20 protein-coding genes are annotated in these 20,767 nt (G+C 71.6%); 8 read left to right on the top strand and 12 right to left on the bottom strand.

Features of this window, described 5'->3' with window-relative positions:
* Positions 1 to 86 precede the first annotated feature (86 nt).
* From ACYF6T_RS34955 to ACYF6T_RS34925, 7 genes are all read right to left on the bottom strand, one after another.
* Complete coding sequence (locus ACYF6T_RS34955) at positions 87 to 1,688, bottom strand: dipeptide ABC transporter ATP-binding protein (protein WP_461701584.1); 1,602 nt, start codon at positions 1,686 to 1,688, stop codon at positions 87 to 89.
* A complete protein-coding gene (locus ACYF6T_RS34950; protein WP_461701583.1) occupies positions 1,685 to 2,683 on the bottom strand; it encodes an ABC transporter permease in 999 nt (332 codons plus the stop codon). Before ACYF6T_RS34950 ends, ACYF6T_RS34955 begins: the two co-directional genes overlap by 4 nt.
* The gene (locus ACYF6T_RS34945) at positions 2,680 to 3,666 is read right to left on the bottom strand and encodes an ABC transporter permease (RefSeq protein ID WP_461701582.1); all 987 of its coding nucleotides are present in this window, start codon (positions 3,664 to 3,666) and stop codon (positions 2,680 to 2,682) included. Before ACYF6T_RS34945 ends, ACYF6T_RS34950 begins: the two co-directional genes overlap by 4 nt.
* A 4-nt stretch (positions 3,667 to 3,670) precedes the next feature.
* On the bottom strand, positions 3,671 to 5,386 hold the full coding sequence (locus tag ACYF6T_RS34940; protein WP_461701581.1) for an ABC transporter substrate-binding protein: 1,716 nt from the start codon (positions 5,384 to 5,386) through the stop codon (positions 3,671 to 3,673).
* Between the two features lie 178 nt (positions 5,387 to 5,564).
* On the bottom strand, positions 5,565 to 5,657 hold the full coding sequence (locus ACYF6T_RS34935; RefSeq protein WP_324608112.1) for an Ms4533A family Cys-rich leader peptide: 93 nt from the start codon (positions 5,655 to 5,657) through the stop codon (positions 5,565 to 5,567).
* Between the two features lie 56 nt (positions 5,658 to 5,713).
* On the bottom strand, positions 5,714 to 6,880 hold the full coding sequence (locus ACYF6T_RS34930) for a DUF3152 domain-containing protein (RefSeq protein WP_461701580.1): 1,167 nt from the start codon (positions 6,878 to 6,880) through the stop codon (positions 5,714 to 5,716).
* 695 nt (positions 6,881 to 7,575) lie between these two features.
* On the bottom strand, positions 7,576 to 8,568 hold the full coding sequence (locus ACYF6T_RS34925; protein WP_461701579.1) for an alpha/beta fold hydrolase: 993 nt from the start codon (positions 8,566 to 8,568) through the stop codon (positions 7,576 to 7,578).
* A 197-nt stretch (positions 8,569 to 8,765) separates the two neighbouring features.
* Between ACYF6T_RS34925 and ACYF6T_RS34920 the strand changes: the two genes are divergently transcribed.
* From ACYF6T_RS34920 to ACYF6T_RS34905, 4 genes are all read left to right on the top strand, one after another.
* Positions 8,766 to 8,990: a hypothetical protein gene (locus ACYF6T_RS34920; RefSeq protein ID WP_461701577.1), complete on the top strand. Its 225-nt coding sequence runs from the start codon at positions 8,766 to 8,768 to the stop codon at positions 8,988 to 8,990.
* A gap of 217 nt (positions 8,991 to 9,207) precedes the next feature.
* Positions 9,208 to 9,849 carry a TetR/AcrR family transcriptional regulator gene (locus ACYF6T_RS34915; protein ID WP_461701575.1) on the top strand — a complete coding sequence of 214 codons (642 nt, stop codon included), beginning with the start codon at positions 9,208 to 9,210 and terminating at the stop codon, positions 9,847 to 9,849.
* Positions 9,850 to 9,985: 136 nt separating this feature from the next.
* Positions 9,986 to 10,213: a DUF3107 domain-containing protein gene (locus ACYF6T_RS34910; RefSeq protein WP_461701574.1), complete on the top strand. Its 228-nt coding sequence runs from the start codon at positions 9,986 to 9,988 to the stop codon at positions 10,211 to 10,213.
* A 197-nt stretch (positions 10,214 to 10,410) separates the two neighbouring features.
* Positions 10,411 to 10,674 (top strand): hypothetical protein, encoded by a 264-nt coding sequence (locus ACYF6T_RS34905; RefSeq protein ID WP_461701590.1) that lies wholly within the window; start codon positions 10,411 to 10,413, stop codon positions 10,672 to 10,674.
* 163 nt (positions 10,675 to 10,837) lie between these two features.
* On the opposite strand, the gene ACYF6T_RS34900 is transcribed toward ACYF6T_RS34905, so the two are convergent.
* Positions 10,838 to 11,575, bottom strand: coding sequence for a ferritin-like fold-containing protein (locus tag ACYF6T_RS34900; protein WP_461701572.1), 738 nt, complete (start codon positions 11,573 to 11,575; stop codon positions 10,838 to 10,840).
* A gap of 471 nt (positions 11,576 to 12,046) precedes the next feature.
* On the opposite strand from ACYF6T_RS34900, the gene ACYF6T_RS34895 reads away from it, so the two are divergent.
* Together ACYF6T_RS34895 and ACYF6T_RS34890 are read left to right on the top strand one after the other, a co-directional pair.
* On the top strand, positions 12,047 to 14,662 hold the full coding sequence (locus ACYF6T_RS34895) for a DEAD/DEAH box helicase (RefSeq protein WP_461701570.1): 2,616 nt from the start codon (positions 12,047 to 12,049) through the stop codon (positions 14,660 to 14,662).
* Positions 14,663 to 14,829: 167 nt separating this feature from the next.
* Entirely contained in the window at positions 14,830 to 15,711 is an 882-nt protein-coding gene (locus ACYF6T_RS34890) for an alpha/beta fold hydrolase (RefSeq protein WP_461701569.1), read from the top strand.
* Here the strand turns inward: ACYF6T_RS34890 and ACYF6T_RS34885 are convergent.
* Entirely contained in the window at positions 15,708 to 16,613 is a 906-nt protein-coding gene (locus tag ACYF6T_RS34885; protein WP_461701589.1) for an NYN domain-containing protein, read from the bottom strand. The genes ACYF6T_RS34890 and ACYF6T_RS34885 overlap by 4 nt on opposite strands.
* Before the next feature lie 185 nt (positions 16,614 to 16,798).
* Between ACYF6T_RS34885 and ACYF6T_RS34880 the strand changes: the two genes are divergently transcribed.
* The gene (locus tag ACYF6T_RS34880; protein WP_461701568.1) at positions 16,799 to 16,951 is read left to right on the top strand and encodes a hypothetical protein; all 153 of its coding nucleotides are present in this window, start codon (positions 16,799 to 16,801) and stop codon (positions 16,949 to 16,951) included.
* A 90-nt stretch (positions 16,952 to 17,041) separates the two neighbouring features.
* On the opposite strand, the gene ACYF6T_RS34875 is transcribed toward ACYF6T_RS34880, so the two are convergent.
* The 3 genes from ACYF6T_RS34875 to ACYF6T_RS34865 all read right to left on the bottom strand — a co-directional run bounded on the left by ACYF6T_RS34875 (position 17,042) and on the right by ACYF6T_RS34865 (position 19,350).
* On the bottom strand, positions 17,042 to 17,647 hold the full coding sequence (locus ACYF6T_RS34875) for a MarC family protein (protein WP_461701566.1): 606 nt from the start codon (positions 17,645 to 17,647) through the stop codon (positions 17,042 to 17,044).
* Between the two features lie 47 nt (positions 17,648 to 17,694).
* The gene (locus ACYF6T_RS34870; protein ID WP_461701565.1) at positions 17,695 to 18,552 is read right to left on the bottom strand and encodes a PHP domain-containing protein; all 858 of its coding nucleotides are present in this window, start codon (positions 18,550 to 18,552) and stop codon (positions 17,695 to 17,697) included.
* Between the two features lie 156 nt (positions 18,553 to 18,708).
* Positions 18,709 to 19,350 carry a DUF6758 family protein gene (locus ACYF6T_RS34865; protein WP_461701564.1) on the bottom strand — a complete coding sequence of 214 codons (642 nt, stop codon included), beginning with the start codon at positions 19,348 to 19,350 and terminating at the stop codon, positions 18,709 to 18,711.
* Between the two features lie 171 nt (positions 19,351 to 19,521).
* Between ACYF6T_RS34865 and ACYF6T_RS34860 the strand changes: the two genes are divergently transcribed.
* Positions 19,522 to 20,748, top strand: coding sequence for an MFS transporter (locus tag ACYF6T_RS34860; protein WP_461701563.1), 1,227 nt, complete (start codon positions 19,522 to 19,524; stop codon positions 20,746 to 20,748).
* Positions 20,749 to 20,767: the final 19 nt, after the last annotated feature.

Genomic DNA, 20,767 nt, shown 5'->3' with positions numbered 1-20,767 from the left:
TCGCGCCACCAAAAGGGGTGAACGGTCGTAACTTTCCCGTGCGGGTCGCGTTCGATCGCGCTAGGAGATCAAGCAGTTACGTTACGTCAGGCGGCGGCCAGATCTCGCCGGACCGCCCTGCGCCGGGCCGCGACCTCGGGGTCGAGGGCCGGTACGGCGGCCAGGAGCTGCTTGGTGTACGGGTCCTGGGGGTTGTCGTACACCTCGTCGGCGGGCCCGGACTCCACGATCCGGCCGCGGCGCATGACCGCGACCCGGTCGCTGACCTGGCGGACGACGGCGAGGTCGTGCGCCACGAAGACGAGCGCGAGCCCGAGTTCGCGCTGCAGCTCGCCGAGCAGGGCGACGACCTGCGCCTGGGTGGTGACGTCCAGCGCGGAGACCGGCTCGTCGCAGACGATCACGCGCGGGTCGGCCGCGAGCGCCCGCGCGATGCCCACGCGCTGGCGCTGGCCACCGCTGAACTCGTGCGGGTAGCGGTCGTAGTGCGCCCCTTCGAGCCCCACGCGCTCCAGCAGTTCCGTCACGCGCCCCCTGATGGCCCGCTCGTCCCGGTCGCCCCGCGCGCGCAGCGGGTCGGCGACCGACTCGCCCACGCTGCGGCGGGGGTTGAGCGAGGAGACGGGGTCCTGGAAGACCATCTGGACGGCCGGATGGACGCCCACGCGCGCGTGGCCGTCGTAACAGACCTCCCCCGCCGTCGGCTCCAGCAGTCCGACCAGCATCCGCCCCAGCGTCGTCTTGCCGCTGCCGCTCTCGCCGACGACACCGAGGGTCTCGCCCCGCCGGACGGTCAGCGACACGCCGTCCACGGCCGCGAACGCCCGTCTGCCGCGCCCGAACTCGCGCCGCAGGTCCGTCGCCTCCAGGACGACCTCCCCGGGCTCGCGGAGCGCCTCCGACGGTGCGCGGGCCGCGTCCACCCGCGGTACGGCCGCGAGCAGTTCCCGGGTGTACGTCTGCGCCGGCGTGCCCATCACCCGCGCCACCGGCCCGTGTTCCACCACGCGCCCGTGGCGCATGACGAGCACCTCGTCGACGCTCTCGGCGGCGACGCCGACGTCGTGCGTGACGAGCAGCAGCCCCATGCCGGTCTCCTCGCGCAGCGTGTGCAGCAGGTCGAGGATCTGGGCCTGGACGGTGACGTCCAGCGCGGTGGTCGGCTCGTCGGCGATGAGCAGGTCGGGTTCGCAGGCCAGCGCCATGGCGATGAGGGCGCGCTGGCGCATGCCGCCGCTGAACTCGTGCGGGCGGGACCGCGCCCGGCGCTGTGCGTCCGGGATTCCCACCCGGTCCAGCACCTCCACGGCACGCGCGCGTGCCGCTCGCCGAGACGCGCGCGTGTGCACGCGGTACACCTCGGCGATCTGGTCGCCGATGGCGTAGTACGGGTCGAGGGAGGACAGCGGGTCCTGGAAGACCATCGCGGCCTTGGCGCCGCGCAGCCGCCGCAGTTCGTCCTCCGTCGCCTTCTGCACGTCGACGCCGGCGACCTCGACCGAGCCGCCCACGCGCGCGCCCGTGCCGCGGTGCAGTCCGAGCAGGGCCGAGGCCACCGTGGACTTGCCGGAGCCGGACTCGCCGACCAGGGCCAGGGCGGCGCCCGGCGCCAGGCTGAAGGCGAGGCCGTCGACCGCCCTGAGATCACCGAACTCGACGGTCAGATCCGTGACTTGGACGAGGCTCACGTCAGTACCACCCGTCGGTCGGCCACCGCGTACAGCACGTCCGCGACGGCGTTGGCGAGGACCACGAAGAAGCCGATGACCAGGACCATGCCGACGACGACCGGGAGGTCGACCACGTTGACGGCGTGGACGAGTTCCTGGCCGATGCCGGGCAGGCCGAAGAGGGTCTCGGTCAGCACCGCGCCGCCGACCATGGCGCCGACGTCGTTGGCGTTCAGCGCGATGATCGGCGCGAGTGCGCCGCGCAGGGCGTGGCGGCCGACGATGGACCGCTCGCCCACGCCGTAGGCGCGGAAGGTGCGGATGTGGTCCTCCGCGAGCGTCTCCAGCATCGACGCCCGGGTGAGCCGGGCGAAGTAGGCCGCCTCGCCGAGGGCGAGGGTCAGCCAGGGCAGCAGCAGGTTCCACATCCACTGCTCGGGATCGTCCGAGAGGGGGACGTACTCCGGGAAGGGCAGCAGCTCCAGCTGCCCGCAGACCACGATCATCAGTACCAGCCCGATGACGAAGGACGGCGTGGCGACGCCGGCGAGGGTCACCCCGGTCAGGGCCCGCTCGGTCAGCCGGCCTCGGCGCCAGGCGGAGAGCACGCCGGTGCCGACGCCCAGCACCAGCCACAGCACCATCGCCCCGAGCACCAGCGACACGCTGACGGGGAGCTTGCCCAGGATGATCTGCATGACCTGCTGGTCGCTCTGGTACGACAGGCCCAGGCAGGGCGCCGCGCAGTGCTCCACGGAGGTGCCCGTGGAGTAGTCCTGGCCGACGACGACGCCCTCCAGGAAGTGCCAGTAGCGCAGGTACAGCGGGTCGTCGAGCTTGAGCTGCTGGGCGACCTGGTGGACCTGTTCGGGCGAGCAGCGGGGGCCGCAGGTGATCTGGGCGACGTTGCCGGGGGTGGCGTAGAAGACGACGTAGACGATCACCGAGATGGCGAGCAGGGTGACGAGCGCGCCCAGGGCGCGGCGCAGGGCGAATCCGGTGAAGCCGGTCATGTCTTCGCCTCCCGCCGTCGGCCGGTGCCGACGCGCAGGCGGGAGGCCGCGCGCGGGTCCAGGGCGGTGCGTACGCCGTCGCCGAGGACGGTGAGGGCCAGGACGGTCACGAACAGCGCGCCGGCGGGCAGCAGCAGGTACTGCGGGGCCGCCTGGTACCAGACGTTGGCCGAGGTGAGCATCTGTCCCCAGGATGGGGTGGGCGGTTTCACGCCGACGCCGAGGAAGGACAGGGATGCCTCGATGCCGATGTTGACCGGCACCATGAGCGCGGCGTACGTGATGACGGGCGCGGCCAGGCCGGGCAGCAGCTCACGGCGGGCGACGGCCAGGGTGCGCCGGCCGCTGAGCCGGGCGGCGGCGACGTAGTCGAGCCCCTTCAGGGTGAGCGTCGCCGCGCGGGTGATCTTGGCGATGGTTCCCCAGGCGACGAACCCGATGATGAGTGCGACCAGCACCGGCCTCGGGAAGCTCTCCGGCACGACGGCCAGCAGGGCCAGCGCCATGATCATCAGCGGCATCGCCACGATGATGTCGCTGATGCGGCTCAACAGTTGATCAACCCATCGATTGCCCAGCGCCGCGGCAATGCCCACGACGACACCGAGGAAGACCTGCACGGCGGTGGCCCCCAGTGCGACGCCGAGCGACACCCGGGCGCCGTACACGAGCCGGGCGAACAGGTCACGCCCGGTCTGCGGTTCCACGCCCAGCCAGTGGTCGGCGCTGACGCCGCCGAAGGAGCCGGTGGGCACGCCCCCGCGCGCGGAGTCGACGAGGGAGGGGTGGTAGGTGGTCGGGTCCTGGCCCTCGATCGCCGTGAGCAGCGGCGCGGCGAGCGCGACCAGGACCAGCAGCGCGACGACGGCCGCCGCGACGAGGGCGGCGCGCTGCGCTCGCAGCCGCCGCCAGAACTGACGGGCCCCCGAGGCCCCCGGAGCGGACGCCCCGGGGACCTCGACGGCGACAAGTGCCTCGCTCACGGCGCTACTTCACCGCGACCTGCGAGATGTCCAGCACACCGGTCCAGTCGCTGATCACGACGTTCCGGATGTCCTTGCCGACCAGTCGCTTGTAGACGGGGTGGAACAGCGGCACGGTCAGCGCCTGCTCGCCGATCTTCTTGTCCAGTGCACCCCACCTCTTGGCGGCAGCGTCAAGATCGGTCAACTTGTTGATCGCGTCAATCTCGGCATTGACCGACTTGTCGTTGAGCAGGCCCGTGTTGAAGTTCGCGCCGTCCCTGACGATCTGACGGCCGTCGAAGATCGGGGCGAGGAAGGGACCGCCGGACGGCCAGTCGGCACCCCAGTGGGCGAGGAAGAAGCCGGGCTCGGTCTGTACGCTGTGGACGGTGTCGGAGTAGTCGTTGTCCTCCAGGCCCCGCAGCTTGACCGTGATGCCGGCCTTCTTGAGCGCGTCCTGGATCGCGGTCGCGATCTCCGGGCTGGTCTCGAAGTCCTTGGCGTTGGAGTGGGTCAGCGTGACGGTGAGCCCGTTCGGGTAACCGGCCTCCTTCAGCAGCTCCCTGGCCTTGGCCGGGTTGCCGGTCGCACCCGCCGGGAACAGGTCGTAGGGCTGGTAGCCGAAGGACTTCTGGTTGGGCAGGAAGGTCGTCGCGGCCTCGGCGAGGGCGCTGCCGCCGGCCGCGTTGATCACCGACGACCGGTCGATGGCGTACGAGATCGCCTGGCGCACCTTGACGTTGTCGAACGGCTTGACCGTCGGGTTGAACGCTATGTAGTTCGTGTAGCCGAAGTGGCCGGTGCCGACGCGGGACGCGAGCTCCTTGTCGCCGGTCACCTTGGCGAGTTCGGCCGGGCCCAGGTTGGTGTCCGTGGTGACGGCGGCCGCGTCCGCTCCCTGGGACGCCGACAGCCGCTGGTTGATCACGGACGAGTCGAGCCCGGACTTCACGTCGATCCTGTCCGGGTAGGCCTTGCGCTCGGCGTCGGTCGCGGCCGACCAGTACGTGTTGCGCTCCAGGACGATGTGCTCGCCGTTGTTGTCGTTCTCGACCACCTTGTAAGGGCCGGACGAGATCGGGTGCTCGGCGTACTTCGTGCCCGTGTCCTTGCTCTCGGGGACGGGCGTGAACTGCGTCTGCGTGGCCAGGTACGGGAACTCGCCCTCGGGCTTGTTCAGATGGAAGACGATGGTCCGCGAGTCGGGCGTCTCGATCGCCGACAGGCCCTTCTTGTCCTTGTACGGCCCCTGGTAGTCGGCCGCGCCGACCAGCCAGTCCCGCAGGTAGGGCGCGCCGCCGGACAGCTCGGGCGCGAAGGAGCGCTCGATGCCGTACTTGATGTCGGCGGACGTGATCGGCGTCCCGTCCTCGTACTTCAGGCCCTTCTTCAGGGTGTACGTCCACACGGTCGCGTCCTTGCTGGGGCGCCCGGTGTCGGTGGCGAGGTCGGGGACGACCTTGGCGCCGGCCGCGCCGCTCTCGCGGTTGCGGGTGGTGAGCGTACGGAAGACCAGGGAGGGGACGTTTCCGCCGCCGGAGGTGTAGAGGCGGGCCGGGTCGAAGTTCTCCTGGGGGTTGGAGTTCAGCACCGTCAGGGTGCCGCCCTTGTGCGGCGTGGAGTCGCCACCGGAGCCCTTGGCATCGTTGTCCTTCGGCCCGCAGGCGGCGGCCGCTGCCAGGACCAGGCCTACGGATGCCGCGGCCACACGGCGCGCTGGGGTGGACGGATGACGCATCGGAATGACGACCTCTCGAATGATGAGACAGCTGGACGAGGAGTGAGACGAACGTGAGCAGACGTCTGCCCGGGCGTCGAACCGTCGGGTCGTCGAAGGGCCGTGACCGGGTCGCGGAACGGGAAACCGGATCACGGAACAGGAAGAGGATCGCGACGCGAACGCCCGAGGGCGGGCGTCAGCGACAGTGGATGTCGGCCACGCAGAGCGCGGTCACGCCGATGAGCGCCAGCTCGATGGCGGCGCGTGCGGAGACGTGACGGGGCGACATGCCCAGAAATATGTATGAACTATCTGCGCATGTCAATGTGACCTGTGAGTCGTCCGTCAACTCCTGGGATACGGCCAGGGGTTGGGCAGACAGTGGATCCCGTCGTGGTCGAGGAACTTGGTCTGCTGCTGCATGACGGGCGCGAGCTGGCCGTCCTTCTCGCAGGTGACGTGGTGGTAGCCCAGCCGGTGGCCGACTTCATGGTTGATCAACATCTGGCGGTAGGCGTGAATCTCGTCACCGTAGGTCTTCGATCCCTGTGCCCATCTGTATGCGTTGATCATCACTCGTTCGGTGGCGGCGGAGTCGCAGGAGACGTTGTCCTCCGTGGTGTCCAGGCCGGACTTGGCGCACCACGTGGCGGTGGTGCCGGGGCTGGCGAGGGTGATCACGAAGTCGGGCTTGCCGGAGGAGACGCGTTCGAAGGTGCGGGCGCCGTCGTGGGCCCAGCTCCGGTCGTCGTTGAGCGTCTTCTGCACGGCCTGGGCGAAGAGCGCGCCGTCGAGCCCGAGGCCCTGCTCCACGTCCACGCGGTAGGTGTACTTCTGCCCCTTGCCGGGCGCCTTGTCGGTCCCGGGGACGGTGTCGAACTTCCCCGAGCCCTTGAGCGTGGCGCTGAGGGCGTACTTCTGGTCCATCTTCTGCTCGTACGTCAGCGGCGTGGCGCTCGGCGACGGCGCCACGGACGGTACGGCCGAGTTCCGGACGTCGCGGGCCTGGCCGGTCGCCGACTGGGTGTGGACGGCGGTCTCGTCACCGCGGTGCGTGACCTGGCCGGCGACGACGACGGCCAGCACGGTGGTGACGGCGGCGGCCGCGATGCCGGTGAACGTGCGGCCCTTGGCGCCCTTCTGCTGCGCGGGCACGGCGGTCGGCGGCGCGTCGTCCTGGTCGGGACCGGCCTCCGAGCGGACACCGACGCTCTCCTCGGCGAAGGCGTCGATGTAGTCCTGACGCGGCCTCTCGGAGGGCGCCTGCCGCTGCCGCGGCACGGTGGCACGGGGCTGCGGCCGGCCCAACTCCCCCCAGCCGCCGCCGGCTTCCCGCTGCTCGGGGTGACCACCGCGGACCTGGGGGGTGCCGTCGGGAGGAGTGGCACCGGTAACGCGGGGGCCGCCCTGAGCAGAGACGGCACCGCCGACGCGCGGAACACCGTGGGCCGGAGTCCCACCGGAAGCCCGCGGAACACCATGCGACGGAGTGCCACCGGCAACCCCCGGCACGCCATGCGGCGGAGTACCACCGGCAACCCCTGGGACGCCATGCGGCGGAGTGCCGCCGGCAACTCGCGGGACCCCACGAGCGGGCGTCCCGTCGGCGAACCGCGAAAACCCACGCGCGGGCGTGCCGTCAGGGAGCCGAGGAGCCCCGAGCCGAGGAGTCCCCTGCGCAGGCGTGCCGTCGGGGAACCGAGGAGTCCCGAGCCGAGGAGTCCCCTGCGCGGGCGTGCCGTCAGGGAACCGAGAGGTCCCGAGCCGAGGAGTTCCCTGCGCGGGCGTGCCGTCAGGGAGCCGAGGAGCCCCAGGCCGAGGAGTCCCCTGCGCGGGCGTGCCGTCAGGGAACCGAGAGGTCCCGAGCCGAGGAGTTCCCTGCGCGGGCGTGCCGTCGGGGTAGCGAGGCATCCCGCGCGCGGGCGTCCCCTCAGCCATGCGGGGCACCCCGCGCGCGGGCGTGCCGTCCGCCAGCCGGGGAATCCCCTGCGCGGGCGTGCCGTCGGGGAGCCGAGAGGTCCCGGGCCGAGGAGTTCCCTGGTGCCCGTAGCCACCCTGCTGCGCAGCGCCCGGCCCGTACGGAGGCGGCGAGGGGCGCCCGTACGGCTGCTGCCCGGCCTGCCGAGACCCCCCTTGTTCTGTTATGTCCGCGTCATCCCGCTTGCCCTTGGCGGCGCCGCGGCGGCTGTGGCGTCCCACCTCGCCCCTCAGCTCCCCGCACTCTCGGCGCCGGCGGACTCGACGGACTCGGCGGAGTCCGCCAGGAGTTCGCGGAAGGCCCGGGCCACCGTCTCCGGGTACTCCATCATCGCCACGTGCCCCGCCTCCGGCAGGGTGAGCAGGCGGGAGTCGCGGAACGCGCGGGCCGCCCGCCGCGCCATGCGGAAGCCGACCAGCTGGTCCCGGCCGCCGTACACCAGCAGGGTGGGCGCGAGGACGCGCTCGGCCTGGCGCCACAGCCCGTGCTGGCCGCCCAGCGTGTACGCGTTGACGATCCCGCGCGCGGAACGCGCCATCGCGTCCCAGAAGTACGGCAGTTGCAGCCGCCGCTCCATCTCCTCGACGGCGTTGCGGAAGCCCTCCGGCGTCACCCGGCCCGGGTCGCCGTAGCACAGTCCCATGACTCCGCGCACGCGCTGCTCGGCCGACCACCCCTTGGTGTACCGGGTGAACAGCGAGGCCACTCCGGGCAGCGCCAGCAGTGCCGTCGGCACCGCGCTGCGCTGGACGAGGATCTCCGGGAGCGCCGGGGAGACCAGCGTGAGCGTGCGGACGAGGTCGGGCCGGAGCGCCGCCACGCGCGTGCTGACCGCGCCGCCCATGGAGTTGCCGAAGAGGTGCACGGGGCCCCGGCCGGCCGCGTCGAGGAAGCGGATCACCGCGCGCGCGTGCCCGGTGACCGAGTAGTCGCCGTCGTCCGGCGGCGGGGAGTCGCCGAAGCCGGGGAGGTCGATCGCCTCGCCGTCGACGACCGCCTCCAACTGCTCCATCAGAGCCGACCAGTTCTGCGAGGAACCGCCGAGCCCGTGGACGTAGAGCGCGGGCGGCAGTCCCTCGCGCGCGGGTGGTCTCGAACGCACCGTCAGGGTGATGCCCGGCAACCCCACCGACCTGAGCCGTTCACCGTCGGCGACCCTGACGGGCGCCACCTTCGGGAGCACATTGGACGCCGCTACGGACGGCAGCTCGGTCGAGGACATGCGGCAATGTTACGAGACGATCACGTAGTGGCTCATGTGTTCGCCGTCACAGATTGAGCACGCATCGACGCGTACACCCTGTGCATCGTCGCGTGCGCATCGCATAGCGTGCGGATCGGGTGTCTCCTACGCTCGTAAAGAGGGCACCCGCTGTGGCCCCTGCATTTTCAGGGACGTTCGTAGGAAGGGAGCCCACGATGGCCATCGATCCCACCGATCCCGAGACGTTCGAGGACGAGGAGGAGCGGCAGGTGCCGGAGTTCGACGTCGAGGCGCCGGAGAACGACGCCGCCGAGCAGCACCGTGACATCGCGGCCGACCGCGACGACCCCCTGGAGGACGTGGACCCGGCCCGGGCGAACGAGGCCGACCTCGACGAACAGCGTCGCGTCGTCTCCCTCGACGAGGACGACTACCGCTGAGGCGAGGGCGCGTACCGCAGACGGGGCGGCACGCGCGTGCCGCTGAGCTGGAAAGAGGCCGTCTATTGCCCGCCGCGCCCCGACTTGAAACCTTTTGTGCGGCTTTCGTGGCCGTCCGGTCCATGAAATTCTGCGCTCGCACCGCGCACACCACGGTTACCGAAAAGTACGATGGCCGCGCGGCGCACACCGCATGTGGACGATTTTGGGAGGCGGCGTGACAGCCATCGAGCAGACAGAGGCGGCACGCCCGCGGGGCACACGCCTGCCGCGCCGTGCCCGACGGAACCAGCTGCTGGGCGCCGCCCAGGAAGTCTTCGTGGCGCAGGGCTACCACGCGGCCGCGATGGACGACATCGCCGAGCGCGCCGGCGTCAGCAAGCCGGTGCTCTACCAGCACTTCCCGGGCAAGCTCGACCTCTACCTGGCCCTGCTGGACCAGCACTGCGAGTCACTGATCGGAGCGGTACGCGGCGCGCTGGCGTCGACGACCGACAACAAGCAGCGCGTACGGGCGACCATGGACGCCTACTTCGCGTACGTCGAGGACGACGGCGGCGCCTTCCGCCTGGTCTTCGAGTCGGACCTGACCAACGAGCCCGCGGTGCGCGAGCGCGTCGACAAGGTCACGAACGAGTGCGCGGAGGCGATCTGCGACGTCATCGCCGAGGACACCGGCCTCTCCCGCGCGGAGTCGATGCTGCTGGCCTCCGGCCTCGGCGGCCTCGCGCAGGTGGTGGCCCGCTCCTGGCTGCACAGCGACCGCAGCGTCCCGCGCGACCAGGCGGTGCAGCTGCTGACCTCGCTGGCCTGGCGGGGCATCGCGGGTTTCCCTCTGCACGGCGCGGAGCAACACTGACGGCCGTTTTGTTCCCGCCCGCTGTTCGCTCCTGGCGTTCTCGCGCGGAACATGTACGTCCCCTCACCGGGCTAATGTGTGCTGGGTACGGCGCGGACAGGTCGCGCACTTCACTGACCGTCGGAGGGACATAGCCGTGGAGGTCAAGATCGGCGTGCAGCACGCGCCCCGCGAGATCGTTCTGGAGAGCGGTCAGAGTGCCGAGGAGGTCGAGCGGATCGTGGCCGAGGCACTGGCCGGGAAGTCGCAGCTGCTGAGCCTCGTGGACGAGCACGGCCGCAAGGTCCTCGTCCCGGCCGACCGTCTCGCCTACGTCGAGCTCGGCGAGCCGGCCCCGCGCAAGGTGGGCTTCGGCGCGCTGTAGACGGACACCGGAAAGGGGGCCCGGCGACCATGGTCGCCGGGCCCCCTTTCCGTACCCCCGTTCCGTACCCCGGGTAGGTTCTCCCCTCCACATATGGAGCACAACTCACGCACAGAGGAGGATTGCATTCCGCAGGTCACGGGTATGACGGGCTACGACCGGGACAGGCAGTGTGGCCGTGTGGGAGGGACCCCATGATGTTGTTCGAAGCGCTCGGCTCCGCCCTGCTCGGTCTCGTGCTGGCGTGGGCGGCGGACCACCGTCTCGCGCACCGGCTGCCGGCCCGCTCCCTCGTCCTGGCGACGGGCGTCGCCGGAGCCCTCTTCGGCGCCTTCGTCACCCACAGCGCCCTGGACCCCGGCAGCATCCTCGTCAATCTCGTCGGCGCGGCGGTCGTCTCGACGGCCTCCCTGTCCCTCCTGCTGCGCCCGGCGGGAAGACTGCGCCGCAGGACGGCGTAGAGACGACTCGGCGACGATTCGGGCGACGGCGCCGCGAACGCCCCTAGGGACGCGGGCAACCGCGCGACCAGCCCCGGGCACCGGCAGCCGCGCACCGGCAGCCGGGCGGCACCCAGGCGACCCGCGACCCCGTAGCCCCGAGCCTCCGGGCGCCGCACAGTCGCTACGCGGCCAGTCCCAGCGCGGCCATCCGCTTCGTGTGCGCCTCGGTGATCCGCGAGAACATCCGCCCGACCTCCGCGAGGTCGAACCCGTCCGCGACCCCGCCGACCAGCATCGTCGACAGCGCGTCCCGGTCGGCGACCACCCGCTGCGACTGCGAGAGCGCCTCCCCCATCAGCCGCCGCGCCCACAGCGCGAGCCGCCCGCCCACGCGCGGATCGGCGTCGATGGCGGCCCGCACCTTCTCGACCGCGAAGCTCGCGTGCCCCGTGTCGTCGAGCACCGCCAGCACCAGCGCGCGCGTGTCCGAGTCGAGCCGTGCCGCGACCTCCCGGTAGAAGTCACTGGCGATCGAGTCGCCGACGTACGCCTTGACCAGGCCCTCCAGCCAGTCCGAGGGCGCCGTCTGCTTGTGGAAGCCGTCGAGCGCGGCGACGAACGGCTCCATCGACTGCGTCGGCTCCGCGCCGATCTCGGTGAGCCGGTCCCGCAACTGCTCGAAGTGGTGGAACTCGGCCGACGCCATCTTCGCCAGCTCCGCCTTGTCCGCCAGCGTGGGCGCCAGCTTGGCGTCCTCCGCGAGCCGCTCGAACGCGGCCAGCTCGCCGTACGCGAGCGCGCCGAGCAGGTCGACGACGGCGGCGCGGTACTGCGGGTCGGCGGAGGCCCGCGCCCAGTCCTGGGCGGCGACTCCGGTGGGTTCGGCGGGCGTGTCAGCAGCGTTGTCAGACGTCGTCATGAAGCGCACAATAGTCCGCTCGCCGGGCCGGGGAAGGGCCTGGTCAATCAGTGTGACGACGACTACGTGACCAAATCGGCCATCGCGTGTGCACGATTCCGGGGTATGGTGGTAATGCGCCTGCCGAGTACTCGACGGGCCGCACGTATGAGGATGCCCGGTCGGTGGCCCGATCGGCTCCGACCCGACAGCCCTCCACACCGTACGGCACATTGCGTACGGCGCCCGGAGGGACACCCTCAGCGGTACGAGCGCTAGAGCGTCGGCAGTGGTCCCGTGCCCTACGGCAAGCCCGTAAGGCAGCCGACGTCCCCGGCACGGTCCGTCAAAGACCCCCCGCGCTCGCCTCGCACCGCGCCACACAGAAGAGGCAGCACCCTGACTACGACGTTCAGAGATCTCGGAATCCTTCCCGAGACCGCCGAGGCCCTCGAGGCCGTCGGCATCATCAACCCCTTCCCCATCCAGGAGATGACCCTCCCCGTCGCCCTCTCCGGCACGGACGTCATCGGCCAGGCCAAGACCGGCACCGGAAAGACGCTGGGCTTCGGCCTCCCGCTCCTCGAGCGCGTCACCGTCCCCGCGGACGTGGAGGCGGGCCGCGCGAAGCCCGAGGACCTCACCGACACCCCGCAGGCGCTCGTCGTCGTCCCCACGCGCGAGCTGTGCACGCAGGTCACCAACGACCTGCTGACCGCGGGCAAGGTGCGCAACGTACGCGTCCTCGCCATCTACGGCGGCCGGGCCTACGAGCCCCAGGTGGAGGCCCTGAAGCAGGGCGTCGACGTGGTCGTCGGCACGCCCGGGCGTCTCCTCGACCTGGCGGGCCAGAAGAAGCTCAACCTCAAGCACGTCAGGTGCCTGGTCCTGGACGAGGCCGACGAGATGCTCGACCTGGGCTTCCTGCCCGACGTCGAGAAGATCATCGACATGCTTCCGGTCAAGCGCCAGACGATGCTGTTCTCGGCCACCATGCCGGGCGCGGTCATCGGTCTCGCGCGCCGGTACATGAGCCAGCCCACCCACATCCGCGCCACCGCGCCGGACGACGAGGGTGTGACGGTCGCGAACATCTCGCAGCACGTGTACCGCGCGCACAACATGGACAAGCCCGAGATGGTCGCGCGCATCCTGCAGGCCGAGGGCCGCGGGCTGGCCATGATCTTCTGCCGTACGAAGCGTACGGCGGCCGATCTCGCCGACCAGCTCAAGCAGCGCGGGTTCGCCTCCGGCGCGGTCCACGGCGACCTCGGCCAGGGCGCCCGCGAGCAGGCGCTGCGCGCCTTCCGCAACGGCAAGGTGGACGTCCTCGTCTGCACCGACGTCGCCGCCCGCGGCATCGACGTCGAGGGCGTGACGCACGTCATCAACTACCAGTCGCCGGAAGAGGAGAAGACCTACCTCCACCGCATCGGCCGCACCGGCCGCGCGGGCAACAAGGGCATCGCGATCACGCTGGTCGACTGGGACGACATCCCGCGCTGGCAGCTGATCAACAAGGCGCTGGAGCTGGACTTCAACGACCCGCCGGAGACGTACTCCACCTCCCCGCACCTCTTCGAGGAGCTGAACATCCCCGCGGGCACCAAGGGTGTCCTGCCGCGTGCCGAGCGCACGCGCGCGGGGCTGGACGCGGAGGAGCTGGAGGACCTGGGCGAGACCGGCGGCCGCGGTGGCCGCGGACGCGGTGGCCGGGGCGACCGGAACGGCCGTGGCGACCGTGGCGACCGGGGTGAGCGAGGTGGCCGCGAGGACTCCCGCGCCGCCGACCGCGAGGGCTCGTCCCGCACCCCGCGCCGTCGCCGCCGCACGCGCGGCGGAACCCCGCTCGACGGCGTGCCTTCGGGTACGGCGCCTTCGGGTACGACGGTTTCCGGCACGCCGGCCACGGACGCACCGGCGTCCGCGGAGGCCGTGGTGGCGGACCTGACCACGCCGCGCACCCCGCGCCGCCGTCGCCGCACGCGCGGCGGAGCCGCGTCGGTGACGGAACCGCTGCCGGCCCAGGCCACCGCGCCGGAGGCCGCGGAAGCCGCCGTCGACACGGCCGAGGGCGCCCCCGAGTCCGCAGCCAAGCCGCGCCGCCGCCGCACCCGCAAGTCCGCGGAGACGCCGGCCACGGCGGAAACCCCGGCACTGACGGAGCCCGAGGCACCGGCGGCCCCGGAACCCGCGGAAACGCCGGCGACCCCGGAGCCCGAGGCCACGACCCCGCGCCGCCGCACCCGCAAGGCGACGACCACGGCGGAAGCGGCGCTGGACACGGCGGAGGCCACGGAGACCAAGCCCCGCCGCACCCGCAAGACGGCAGCCGCCGCCGAGGCCGTGACCGACACCGCCGAGGTGACGGAGACCAAGCCGCGCCGTACCCGCAAGACGGCAGCCGCCGCCGAGACCGCGGTCGACACCGCCGAGGGCGTGGAGGCCAAGCCGCGCACCCGCCGTACCCGCAAGGCCGCCGAACCCACCGCGACCGTCGCCGAGATCCCGGCGCAGGCCACGGAGGAACCCGAGGCCAAGCCCACGGCACGCCGCACCCGCAAGGCAACGGCAGCGTCTGAGACCCCGGTGGACACCACCGAGGCCACGGAAACCAAGCCCCGCCGCACGCGGAAGGCCACGGCCGCCGCCGAGACCGCGGTCGACACGGCCGAGGGCACGGAGACCAAGCCCCGCCGCACTCGCAAGGCAGCGGCAACGGCAGCGGCTGAGACCCCGGTGGACACCACCGAGGCCACGGAAGCCAAGCCGCGCCGCACCCGCAAGACCGTGGCCGCGGCCCCGGAGACCTCCGAAGTCGCCGAGGCCAAGCCGCGCCGCACCCGCAAGGCGACGGCCGCCGTCGAGACCGCCGAGGGCGTGGAGGCCAAGCCGCGCACCCGCCGTACCCGCAAGGCCGCCGAGCCCGCCGCGACCGTCGCCGAGATCCCGGCGCAGGCCGCCGACGAGCCGGAGGCCAAGCCCACGGCGCGCCGCACCCGCAAGACGGCGGCGACCGCCGAGACCGCCACCGACGCGACCGAGGCGAAGCCGAAGACGCGCCGGACACGGAAGGCGACGGCCGCCGCGGAGCCCGCGGAGAGCTGACGGCTCCCACACACGCCGACGGCCCGGCCCCGCATCAAGTGGGGACCGGGCCGTCGGCGCTTCACAAGCCCCAGTCGGCCCCCCTCCAGACCCCCCGACCACCCATCCGCCCCACAAGCGCCCCCTCCCCTCCGCCCCTCCCCCATCCCGCCGGATAACCTCACCCCATGAGCAGGCCTCCGACCTTCACCCCGCCCCCCGGCGCCCGGGCCTACACGTTGCGTACGGGTCGCGGGGAGTTCGCCGTCGTCGACTCGGCCGTGGCCGACGGTGTGGCGCCGAAGGGCACCGCGCTGCTGTTGCCGGGGTTCACCGGCAGCAAGGAGGACTTCAACCCGCTGCACGAACCGCTGACGGCGCGCGGGTACCGGACGGTGGCGGTGGACGGACGCGGGCAGTACGAGTCGGACGGGCCCGAGCACGACGAGTCGGCGTACGCGCAGGCGGAGCTGGCGCGGGACGTGCTCGCGCAGGCCGCCGCCCTCGGCGACGAGCCCGTGCACCTCGTCGGGCACTCCCTGGGCGGCCAGATCGCCCGCGCGGCGGTCCTGCTGGACCACTCGCCGTTCCTGTCGCTCACCCTGATGGCCTCCGGCCCGGCGCAGATCTCCGTCCCCCAGCAGCAGCGCGTGAAGCTGCTGCGCGACGCGCTCGCCGTGATGTCCATGGCCGAGGTGTGGGAGGCGATCCAGGCCATGGAACCGCCCGAGGAGACCGACACCGGCGAGCTGGACGCCGGCCTCGACGACCAGGACGACCTGCGGCGCCGCTGGCTGGGCAACAAGCCCGCCCAACTGCTCGCCACCGGCCGCCAGTTGTGCACGGAACCGGACCGCGTGGCCGAACTCGCCGCCCTGCCGCTCCCCTTCCACGTGCTGTCGGGCGCCCGCGACGACACCTGGCCGGTGCCGCTCCTCGACGACATGGCCGTGCGTCTGCGCGCCCACCGCACCGTCATCCCGGGCGCCGAGCACTCCCCCAACACCGACGATCCCCTGGCGACCGCCCGCGCCTTCGCCGACTTCTGGGACGGCGTCGGCACCGGCTAGTACTGCGTCTGCAGGTGCTCCCAGAACCCGTCCCGCAGCGCCCGCCGCAGATCGGCCTGCCCGCGCAGCGAGTACTGCAACAGCCCCTCCGCCTCCACCAGCAGGTCCTGGTCCACGGAACCCGGCAGGTAGGGATGTCCGGGCAGCAGCTCCACCAGTGCCTCCCGGCCCCGCGCCGCAAGCCACTTCGCCGCGATCTGGGCGCCCACGAAGCGGACGTCCTCGCGCGTCGGCCGGGCGGTGCCGGCCGCCTCGTAGGCGGGTGCCGTGCGCCGGGAGACGTACGGCTTGAAGAAGTCGAGGTCGAAGGTGCGCTGGCTGTCGACCTCCCAGAGCAGCGGTTCCGCCTGGTTGCGGCCCTCGGGCGCCTCGATGCCCCACAGGTGGACGCGGGCGCCGTAGCCCTGCGCCGCCTCCACCGCCGAGACCAGGTCCTCGTCGCCGCCGAGCAGGGCCGCGTCGCTGATGGCCCGGTGCCGGGCCAGTGACTCCAGGTCGGAGCGGATGAGGGAGTCGACGCCCTTCTGCTGGTTGTTGGCGTTGAGGTTGCCCAACCGGACCTTGACGTCCGGGAGTTCGGCGATCGACTGCTGCTCGGCGGTGTGGATGCGGCGTCTGGCGCCGTCGTACCAGTAGACGCGCAGCAGCCTGCTGTCCGCGAAGATCGTGCGGGCGCGGTCGATGAGCGCCTCGATCAGGCCCTCGGCGTCCAGGTCGAAGGCGCGCCGGTCCTCCGTCCCCGCCACCAGTCGCCCCGCGGCCGCGTAGAGATACCCCGCGTCGACGAAGATCGCATGCGTCGAGGGCGTCTTCGCCACCTCGGCGAGCATGCGCTGGAGCAGCTCGTTCGTGCGGTCGATGCGGGCGTTCAGGGCCGCGAGGTCGTCGTTCATCGCCTCCATTGTCCCGGCGGTCACGCTGCGAACACAACCGGTCCCGGTCAGTCTCGTCCGTATGTCTTGTGGACCTCTCGCCGGTCCCTTACCGGTCAGTAGTTAGCCGTTCGAAAAATTTCTTTAGCGTAGGGAATGTTTGTAACAAGAACCTCGTTGACTACAGCAGAACCACGAAGACGAAGGGAGAGGCCATGCGCTTCGAAATCATGCGACTCGACGAGGTCGACGGCACGCCCGTGGACAGCACCGTCGTGGACGCCGCCTCCGTCAACCGGATCGTGCAGCAGGCCGCCGCCATCGGGCAGCGCCTCTGGATCCGGCCGGCCGAGAACCCGGCTGCCTGACAGACACAAGCCGCGGATCACCGCAGAAGCTTCAGAGCCCCGGTACGGCACCGACGCCGTACCGGGGCTCTGCGCTTGGGCACCCGGCGCTCACGCGCCCCTGATCACCTGGGTGACCCCGTTGATGATCTGCTGCACGGCGATGGCGGAGAGCATCATGCCCGCGAGCCGCGTCACCAGCACCACTCCGCCGTCCTTGATGACCCGGATGATCAGCAGCGAGTAACGCATCACCAGCCACAGCACGACATGGATCGCGAGGATGGCCATCCAGACCGACACCTGGGTGCTCACGCTGTCGGCCTTCTGCACGGCCAGGATGACGGACACGATGGCGCCGGGCCCGGCCAGCAGCGGCATGCCCAGCGGGACGAGCGCCACGTTGACGTCCTTGGTCTGCTTCGGCTCGTCCGTCTTGCCGGTGAGCAGGTCGAGGGCGATGAGGAGCAGCAGCAGTCCGCCCGCGATCATCAGCGCGGGCACGGAGACGTGCAGGTAGTTGAGGATCTGGTGCCCCAGCAGTCCGAAGACGGCGATCACGCCGCCCGCCACGCACACGGCCTGGAAGGCCATCCGCTTCTGCACCTTGCCGGGGCGCCCGGCGGTCAGGGCGAGGAAGATCGGGGTGATCCCGGGGGGATCCATGATGACGAAGAGGGTCAGGAAGAGGGAGCCGAAAACGGCAGCGTCGAACATCGGGGCCTTGCGGAGGGGTGAAGGGGTGAACAGGGTGCGGAGCGGACTCAGGCCCCGCCGGTCCCCGGCACCGGGAAGGCGCCCGTCGCGCGCCGCGTGATCTCGCCGTAGACCTCGGGATCGGTCACGTGCTCCCCGAGCACGCACGTCTTGCGGCTGCCGTGGTAGTCGCTGGAGCCGGTGACGAGCAGCCCGAGCTCCTTGGCGAGGCCGCGCAGCCGCGCCCGCGTGTCCGGGTCGTGGTCCATGTGGTCGACCTCGATGCCGTCGAGGCCGGCGGCGGCCATCTCGACGATCGCCGACTCCGGCACCGTACGACCGCGCTTGCCGGCCCCGGGGTGGGCGAAGACGGTGACCCCGCCCGCGGCCTTGACCAGCCGGATCGCCTCGAACGGATCGGTCTCGTGCTTCTCCACGTAGGCCCGCCCGCCGTCGGCCAGCCAGTCCTGGGTGAACGCGTCGCTCACCGTGGGCACCACGCCCAGCTCGACCAGCGCGGAGGCGACGTGCGGCCGTCCGACGGAACCGTCCCCGGCGATCCGCTTCACCTGCTCCCAGGTGACCGGCACGCCGAGCCCGTTCAGCTTGGCGATCATGCCCTTGGCCCGCGGCACCCGGTCGTCCCGCACCAGCTCACGCTCGGCGAGCAGGGCCGGCTCCTCGGGGTCGAAGAGGTAGGCCAGCATGTGCAGGGAGACTCCGTCGATCCGGCAGGACAGCTCGGCCCCGGTGACCAGGGTCAGCCCCTCGGGCAGCGCGCGGACGGCCTCCGCGTGCCCGCGGGTGGTGTCGTGGTCGGTGAGCGCTACGACGTCCAGCCCGGCCGCGGCCGCGTTGCGCACCAGCTCGGCCGGCGTGTCCGTCCCGTCGGAAGCGGTGGAGTGGGTGTGCAGATCGATGCGCACGACGCGGACTCCAGCGGGACGAAACGGAAGCGGACGCTCAAGGATAACCGTATTTGCCGCAGCCCCTGTCACACCCGCACACGCCAAGAGCCCCCTACGAGTTCCCTGTGGGGGCGCTGCGGCTCACACTTCGGACCCATGGCTCGGGCCCTGGCCTCACGGCTCAAGCAAGCGCGGCGACAGCGCCCCGCAGGGCACCAGGTCCACCTCCGCCCCCGCGTCCCGCAGATCCGTCAGCACCAGCTCGTCGTACATCAGCAGCCCGGACTGCTCGGGCCACACCACGGCCCACAGCCACAGGCCCAGCGCCTCGCCCGCGAAGACCGCCCGGTCCCCGGGCACGCCGGCGACATGCCACAGCGGCGTGGGCCGCCCCGCGGCCAGCACCTTCGCCTGCGGCGGCTTCTCGACGTTCATGTACGGCCCCGGATCCGGCCCGTCGATCCCCGCGTACCGTGCGCCGAGCCCGACGCCGAGCTCCTCGGCGACCAGGATCAACTCCCCTATGCCGCCGAGCGGTCCGGGCCCCGAGCACGCCACCGCCGTGGCCCGCCCGCCGCTGCGGTCGTCGCCCGCGCAGGCCACGCCCGTGAACAGCCAGCCGACCGGCAGCGGCCACGGCATCCACACCGGCACCTGCGTGCGGTGCACCACGACGGTGAGGGCCTCGACGCTGGGCGGGATCACGGGCTGCACCGGGTGCACCGTGCCGTGCACATCGCACTGCCACGAATCTGCGAAGAGTCCGGGAGCCCTGACCCGGCCACCACACTTCGGGCAACTGGGTTCGCCCCTCATAGGGCTCCACGGTCCTACCCCCGCTCCCCCACGTCAAGGACGATCACCCGTCCGGGCGGAACCCTTCACGAGACGGAACTAGATGCATCTTGCATTAATTAGCTCCCCTAACTTACTATGTGCATATACCAACCATCTGTGACCGAGCGAGCGAGTGAGAGTGGAGGAACCATGGGCGACCCCTTCGACGCGGGAGCCGGCGGCATCCTGCGACAGCCGAAGGCCGTGTGGGCGACGGCCGGAGCATCGGTCGTGGCCTTCATGGGCATCGGGCTAGTCGACCCGATCCTGCCGTCCATCGCCAAGGGCCTGGACGCCACGGCCAGCCAGGTCTCACTGCTGTTCACCTCGTACTTCCTCATCACCGCCGTCGCGATGCTGGTGACCGGCTTCGTCTCCAGCCGCATCGGCGGCCGCAAGACCCTCCTGCTCGGCCTCGCGTTCGTGGTCGTCTTCGCCGGCCTGGCCGGCACCTCGGACTCGGTCGGCGAACTGGTCGGCTTCCGCGCGGGCTGGGGTCTCGGCAACGCCCTGTTCGTCTCGACCGCCCTCGCGGTCATCGTGGGCGCGGCGGCGGGCGGCAGCGCCGCGGCGATCCTGCTGTACGAGTCGGCCCTGGGCCTCGGCATGGCCTGCGGCCCGCTGCTGGGCGCGCTGCTCGGCAACCAGAGCTGGCGCTACCCGTTCTTCGGCACCGCCTTCCTGATGGCGGTCGGCTTCCTGTGCATCACGGCGTTCCTGAAGGAGCAGCCCAAGCCGGCCCGCAAGACCTCGCTGCTCGACCCGATCAGGGCGCTCGGCCACGGCGGGCTGGCCTCCGCCGCCGTCTCGGCGTTCTTCTACAACTACACGTTCTTCACCGTGCTGGCCTTCACGCCGTTCGTGCTGAACATGACGCCGTACAAGTCGGGTGCCGTGTTCTTCTGCTGGGGCGTGCTGCTCGCCGTCTTCTCGGTGATCGTGGCGCCGCGCGTGCAGGAGCGGTTCGGCTCGCTGAAGGTGCTCGGCGCCTCGCTGGTGCTGCTCGCCGCCGACGTGCTCGTCCTCGGCTACGGCGACCACACCACCGCCGTCGTCTGCACGGTCCTGTCCGGCGCGTTCATCGGCGTGAACAACACCGTCTACACGGAGCTCGCGCTCGGCGTCTCGGACGCGCCGCGCCCGGTGGCGAGCGCCGGCTACAACTTCGTGCGCTGGTTCGCGGCGGCCGCCGCGCCCTACTTCGCGCCGAAGATCGAGGAGTGGACCGACATCCACGTCCCGTTCGTGGTGGCCGCGGTCACCGCCGTGGCCGGCGCGCTCGTGGTCGTCGTACGGCGCAAGGCGCTCGCACACGAGGCCGAGGAGCTGGAGCCGAAGCACGCGACCGAGGACGGCGTCACCGTCTTCGCCAACTGAGGCCGCGCAACTGACGCGG

It is taken from the genome of Streptomyces sp. 7R007, assembly GCF_054850255.1.
The sequence above is the reverse complement of the archived record's forward strand: the minus strand, read 5'-3'. Positions and strand labels throughout refer to the sequence as shown.